This window comes from Dietzia sp. B44 (assembly GCF_014145245.1).
Lineage (GTDB): Bacteria > Actinomycetota > Actinomycetes > Mycobacteriales > Mycobacteriaceae > Dietzia > Dietzia natronolimnaea.
Genome location: NZ_JAALEF010000404.1, coordinates 5,726 through 11,977, shown reverse-complemented (window position 1 = coordinate 11,977; position 6,252 = coordinate 5,726). Strand labels below are relative to the sequence as shown.

Genomic DNA, 6,252 nt, shown 5'->3' with positions numbered 1-6,252 from the left:
TCCCGCCACCACGAGGGCGCCGACGAGCAGGACCAGGAAGCCGGCGACCACCTTGCCGGTCACGCCCGACCCGGTGTCGTCGTACCTCCCGGCGGGCGGGGCGCCCGCGGCCTGCGACGCGACGTCCGGCCTCGGCTCACTCATGATCCCCAGGGTATCCGGGGGCCCCGGGCGGACCGCCCCGGGGGCACCGGTGGCCGGTGAGTCCATAGAATGGGTCATCCCGATCCCCGAGCTCTGATGAACGGCAGGTGCGACGATGGCCGGTCTCCGGCTGATGGCGGTGCACGCCCACCCCGACGACGAGGCGTCCAAGGGCTCCGCGACCATGGCCAAGTACGTGGCCTGGGGCGTGAACGTGCTGGTGGAGACGTGTACCGGCGGCGAGCGCGGCAGCATCCTCAACCCTGCGATGGACCGCCCTGACGTCGTGGCCGATCTCGTGGGCGTACGGCGCCGCGAGATGGCGCGCGCGGCGGACATCCTCGGCGTCGACCACCACTGGCTGGGCTACGAGGACTCGGGTCTGCCCGAGGGGGACCCGTTGCCGCCGTTGCCTCCCGGATGTTTCGCCCTGGCCGACGACGACGAGGTCACCCGCTCCCTGGTCGCCAGGATCCGGGAGTTCCGTCCGCACGTGATCATCACCTACGACGAGAACGGTGGGTACCCGCACCCGGATCACCTGAAGGTGCACTCGGCGTCGATGGCCGCCTACGAGGCCGCCGCGGACCCCGATCGCTACCCCGGCACCGGCGAGCCGTGGGCCGTGGCCAAGGTCTACTACACGCACGGCTTCCCCAAGAGCCGTCTGGAGCTGCTCGACGAGGAGCTGTTCGCCCGCGACGGCGTCCGCCACTTCGCGGAGTTCCTGTCCCGCTGGGGGGATCGCCCCGACATCATGGAGCGGGTGACCACCCGGGTGGAGTGCGCGGACTACTTCGAGCAACGCAACTCCGCACTGCTGGCCCACGCCACGCAGATCGACCCCAACGGGTGGTTCTTCGCCGCCCCGGTGGAGATGCAGCAGCGGGTGTGGCCCACCGAGGAGTTCGAACTCGCGGCAAGCCGGGTGGCCGTACCCGAGCGGGCTGAGGGAGAATACGAGTCAGACCTGTTCGAGGGCGTCGACCCGTACGTCGCGCTCCCGGTCGGACCGAGCACGAGTGAGGACCCGAGATGATCACCCTGGGACCGGACGTCCAGATCCTGGCGTATCAGACCTCGATGGTCTTCGCGCAGAACCAGTCGCCGGGCACGCCCGGGTACAACGACCACCCGATGGGCCCGGAGTTCGGCAAGGCCTCGCCGATCGGGATCCCCGTGGTCCTGCTCCTGCTGGTCGCGACGGTCCTTCTGATCCGCAACATGAACAAGCACATCAAGAACCTGCCCGAGACCTTCGACACCGACCACCCCGAGCCGGATCAACTGGCCGACGAGGGCACGGACCGAGCCGGCGTGGAGCGCACTCCGGACGCCGATCGCTCCTGACCTCGCTCAGTCGGGGTCAGCAGGCGCAATCGATTCCAGGGCTCGTTCTGTCCATTCCCTCAGTTCGCGCTTCTCGGATTCGTCATCGCGCAACATGCCCAATAACGTCGCTCGGCCGAGGAGTGATGAATTCAGGGCCTCGGCGACTTCACTCGGCGCCATGTCGGGGGACAACTTGCCGCTCATTCTGAGGGAATTGGACAGGTAGTTCAACCGACTACGCGAGACCGTCGTGCCCTTGAGTTCGCAATAGTCTCTAGCGGCCTTCACGATGGCGTTGTGGAACCTCGTATCGACCGGGGTGTCATGGATTCCAAGGATATCCAGGTTGTTCCGGTTCAGGGCCCGCGAAATGGACTCGATCATGTGACCGAGTTGGTCTGAGGAGACGGCTGGAGCAAACTTGTCGCGCCACTTCAGTCGGTGGACGAGAGTGGGTGCATCGTTGCTCTCAGACTCGAGGGAGGTTCCCGGCGGGATGAGATACCCAGGGGGATCGTAGTTGATCTCGTATTCAGGTACCGCGGCTTGGAGCAATGACGCGAGGGAGCCGAAGGATCCCCAGTTCTTTGCATCCCCACGATCGAAACTCGCCTGGATGTTCTGCGCGATCGACGCTAGTGCTGCAGGTTTGCTCAGCCGCGACGCGACATTCCTCGCTTCCGACACCAGAGCTTCGTCGGCGGCGGAGTTGGAAACTGTCGTGGCGTTACTCAGCCTGATTTCCTGGTTCGCGGACTTGGAGCTGCCTGAAATGATCGGGGAGGGGGACGCAATGGACACCTCGGCGAGGCGATCGAGTTCGTCACGGAGGTCTTGAGCGATGTCGTCTACGGTTGCGAGTAGATCGGCCATCCGGCGCGCGAGGGTGGTCGCAAGAGCAGGAAGCTGAACGCCCGGCTTGTATGTATCTTCGTGGGTTAGCTCACCCCATCCGTCCTGCAGCAGGGTCCTCGCTTGGATCTCCACAGTGACCGGTTCCCAATCCCCAGGAGTATGAATGAGAGTTTGTACGTTAACGTGATAAGCCCGGTATCCGGAACTCTTGGGGCTCTGGAAGTATAGCTTTTCACTGTTGGACTGAAGCGTGATCCATGTTGCCGAACTCAGATCGCTCGGTAGGTCAGTCATTATATTGCGAAGTAGTTCGAGATCACAGGTGTTGTTGCACTTGACCCGTAGTCCGACTATGTCGTCCACTGCCTCAGGAATCTCTTTCAGGGTTCGAATCCTGGCCGAGTATTTTGGCTTCTGGATTTTCGACCATAAGCTGTTCATGCCCTTCACTCGTGTTGCAGAGATGCGGAACTTTTCACGGTCTGCGTCTGACAGCTCCATCGTCAACCACTGATCGATCAGGCGCTCGACTGTTCGTAGTGCAGGTTCGAACAGCGAGAACCGTGACTTGTTGTACCACTGTTCGTATTCGTCTCGACCGAATTCAAACGCCGGACCGCCCGTTTCGCCCATGGCGCGACAATAAATGAAGAGGACCGGTTACAACGGGAAACGTAGCTTCGGCGCCGTCGGCCCAGGTGTAAAACTGGTATCGAGTTCTCGGGTTCGGTGTCGCACGTCCCGACCCCGAGAAGTCAAGGCTTCAGTAGGTCGCCCATCGGGACGAAGTCGCCGAACTCGTCGTCGTCGCTCCTCCGGCCCCTTCCCTCGTCCGCCCGGGTCGGCGGCACCGCGCCGCCGGTCACCCCGGCGAACCGCAGCATGAAGTCCGCTAGTTCCGTGCCCACGCGGTCGGCGCGCGAGGCCAGCGAGTCTCCGTCGCCGCCGGTGGCGACGGCCCCGAAATCCTCGGAGGCCGCGAACACCGAGGTCGGCACCACGTCCGCCTTGAGGTAGGCGAACATCGGGCGCAGCGCGAAGTCGATCGACAGCGAGTGCCGGACGGTGCCACCCGTCGCACCCAGTGCCACCGGGACGCCGGTCAGCGTGCCGGGGTCGATCACGTCGAAGAACGACTTGAAGAGGCCCGAGAACGACTGGTTGTACGTGGGTGTCACCGCGATCACCCCGTCCGCGCGGGCGATCTCCTCGAGTGCGGCGCGCAGTTTGTCGCCGGGGAACCGGGTGAAGGTGGCGTCCACGACCTCATGGGCGAGCCCGCGGACCTCGAGGACCGTCACGTCGACGTCCTGCCCGTGGCGCCCGAGGGCCTCACGGGTCGCCGAGGTGAGACGGTCGGCCAACATCCTGGTGCTCGACGGCACCGAGGTGCCCGCCGAGATCACCACCAGCCGCAGCGGCCGTGCGTCGGGTGCGTGGGTGGCGGTCACTTGTCGCCCCGTCCCGCCGGTGCCTGCGCGAGCCGGGACTCGGTGCGGCGGGCACGGGCCAATGATTGCTCCTGGGCGCGCTGTCCGCCCTCGACGGTCAGTCCGGTCCAATTGTCGCCGGTGCCGAACCGGTAAGCGTCCGAGTACGCGGGCGCCCCCTCGGCGGCCAGCGCGGCGTCACGTGCCGCGACACGTGCCGCGTGGGTGGGCCCATCAGGCACGTGCGCCGGCCGCAGCGCGTCGAGTTCGCGACGCAGGACCGGGACGATCTCGGTGCCGAGGATCTCGATCTGCTCGAGCACCGTCTTACGCGGCAGCCCGGCGTGATCGATGAGGAACATCTGGCGTTGGTAGTCGCCCACGTGCTCGCGCATGGTCATGTAGCGGTCGATGACCTGTTGCGGGGACCCCACCGTCAGCGGGGTCTGGGCGGTGAAGTCCTCGAGCGACGGGCCGTGGCCGTAGACCGGGGCGTTGTCGAAGTAGGGGCGGAACTCGTTGACCGCGTCCTGGCTGTTGGGGCGCGCGAAGAACTGACCGCCCAGCCCCACGATCGCCTGATCCGCGGACCCGTGACCGTAGTGCTCGTAGCGCCGTCGGTACAGCTCGACCATCTGCTTGGTGTGGCTGATCGGCCAGAAGATGTTGTTGTGGAAGAACCCGTCCCCGTAGTAGGCGGCCTGCTCGGCGATCTGCGGCGATCGGATCGAGCCGTGCCAGACGAAGGGCGCGACCCCGTCGAGCGGGCGCGGCGTGGAGGTGAACTGCTGGAGGGCGGTGCGGAACTTCCCCTCCCACTCCACCACGTCCTCATGCCACAGGCGGTGGAGCAACTCGTAGTTCTCGATCGCCAACGGCAGCCCCTGTCGGATGTCCTGTCCGAACCACGGGTACACCGGGCCGGTGTTGCCGCGTCCCATGGTCAGGTCGACCCGGCCCCCGGCGAGGTGCTGCAGCATGGCGTAGTCCTCGGCGATCTTCACCGGGTCGTTGGTGGTGATGAGCGTCGTGGCGGTGGACAGGATGATGTCGGAGGTCCTCCCGGCGATGTAGCCCAGGGTGGTGGTGGGGGAGGACGTGACGAAGGGCGGGTTGTGGTGCTCGCCCAGGGCGAAGACGTCCAGGCCCACCTGTTCGGCCTGGACCGCGTACTCGACGACGGCCTCGAGGCGCTCGTGCTCGGTCGACACCTGCCCGGTGAGGGGATCAGGTGTGATGTCGGCGATGGAGAAAATCCCGAACTGCATGATGGCGAGCCTTTCAGTCTGATGGTGCGTTCCATCCTAACTTGCTGACATGTCAAACAAAAGGGGGTCGGGGAGTATTCCGCCTCACCCTTGGCGCCTCTCGGTTCGCGAGTTCTCCTCCGCGCCGTGGCCTCGGGATGTGAGTATTCGGCGATCGCCATCACGACTGCCGCAAGGAGGCCCGGTGACCGAGTGGATCGTCCGAAGGTGGTCCCGTTTCGGCCACGACCGGGTCTATGCCGCCACGCCGGGCGGAACCGACCTCGGTTATCTCGACCTGGCGACCGGCCGCTACCACTCCGACGATCTCGCCAACCTTCCGCTGTTGCGCAAGGCGATCGAGGACCACCCGCACGCGGGGCGACACCGGGATTCGGCTCAGGAGTCGAGCCGGATACCGCAGGGGGTCGGTGTGCCTGCACCTGCACCTACACCTGTGCCTGCACCCGCGCCTGCGCCCTCGCCGGCGACGGTGCCCCCGCCCGCGCCGTCGCTGCCGAGTTCCGGGCCGGTCGCGGCGTCGACTGGCCCCTCGACAACTGCGTCGACCGGGCACGCCGGCGCGCCACGCACCGTTCCAGACACCGTATCCGGACCGAGGTGGCACGATCTCGCCGATGCTCGTGCGGGGGCGGCCGCACGCGAGCGAGCGCTCGCCGAGCGGGAGGCGCAGGGGATGGTGCGCCATGTGCTCGCCCGGTTGGTCGACGCGAAGACCGACGAGCGTGCCTGGCGTATCGGCGCGGACGGTGAGCAGGCCGTCGGCGAACAGCTGGCGGGCCTGGACGCCCGGTGGAGGATCCTGCACGCCGTACGCGTGGGGGAGCGGGGTGCCGATATCGACCACGTGGTGATCGGCCCCGGCGGCGTCTTCACCGTGAACTCCAAGAATCACCCCAAGGCGGCAATCTGGGTGGGCGGGGACACCTTCATGGTCAACGGCAGCCGGGTTCCGTACATTCGCAACAGTCGGCATAAGGCGAGGCGGGCATCCCGTCTACTCGCGGAGCAGGTCGGCTTTCCGGTCCCGGTCGTCGGGATGATCGCGGTGGTGGGCGCACGAGGGGGATTCACAGTGAAGACCCAGCCCGCGGACGGTGCCGTGGCAGTGGTTCAGCGTCGCCGCATCAGGCGATTCCTCACGTCGCAGCCGCAGCGAATGGGATTACGCGAGATCGACGCGATCCACGAGGTCGCCAGGCGATCCACGACGTGGCACCGCT

The 6,252-nt window shown here is 66.2% G+C and carries 6 protein-coding genes; 3 read left to right on the top strand and 3 right to left on the bottom strand.

All coding sequences use genetic code 11. The annotated features are described in order from the left end of the window. Positions 1–259: 259 nt before the first annotated feature. Together mca and G6017_RS12935 are read left to right on the top strand one after the other, a co-directional pair. Entirely contained in the window at positions 260–1,183 is a 924-nt protein-coding gene (gene mca / locus G6017_RS12940; protein WP_182617701.1) for a mycothiol conjugate amidase Mca, read from the top strand. Positions 1,184–1,227: 44 nt separating this feature from the next. Beyond that, positions 1,228–1,494: a hypothetical protein gene (locus tag G6017_RS12935; protein ID WP_241731089.1), complete on the top strand. Its 267-nt coding sequence runs from the start codon at positions 1,228–1,230 to the stop codon at positions 1,492–1,494. A gap of 6 nt (positions 1,495–1,500) precedes the next feature. On the opposite strand, the gene G6017_RS12930 is transcribed toward G6017_RS12935, so the two are convergent. The 3 genes from G6017_RS12930 to G6017_RS12920 all read right to left on the bottom strand — a co-directional run bounded on the left by G6017_RS12930 (position 1,501) and on the right by G6017_RS12920 (position 5,029). After that, positions 1,501–2,964: a GTP pyrophosphokinase gene (locus G6017_RS12930; RefSeq protein WP_182617697.1), complete on the bottom strand. Its 1,464-nt coding sequence runs from the start codon at positions 2,962–2,964 to the stop codon at positions 1,501–1,503. Between the two features lie 122 nt (positions 2,965–3,086). Next, entirely contained in the window at positions 3,087–3,782 is a 696-nt protein-coding gene (locus tag G6017_RS12925) for a CE1759 family FMN reductase (RefSeq protein WP_182617695.1), read from the bottom strand. Beyond that, complete coding sequence (locus tag G6017_RS12920; protein ID WP_182617694.1) at positions 3,779–5,029, bottom strand: LLM class flavin-dependent oxidoreductase; 1,251 nt, start codon at positions 5,027–5,029, stop codon at positions 3,779–3,781. Before G6017_RS12920 ends, G6017_RS12925 begins: the two co-directional genes overlap by 4 nt. Positions 5,030–5,213: 184 nt before the next feature. On the opposite strand from G6017_RS12920, the gene G6017_RS17355 reads away from it, so the two are divergent. Continuing rightward, on the top strand, positions 5,214–6,252 hold a 1,039-nt coding region (locus G6017_RS17355), incomplete at its 3' end, for a nuclease-related domain-containing protein (protein ID WP_347238000.1).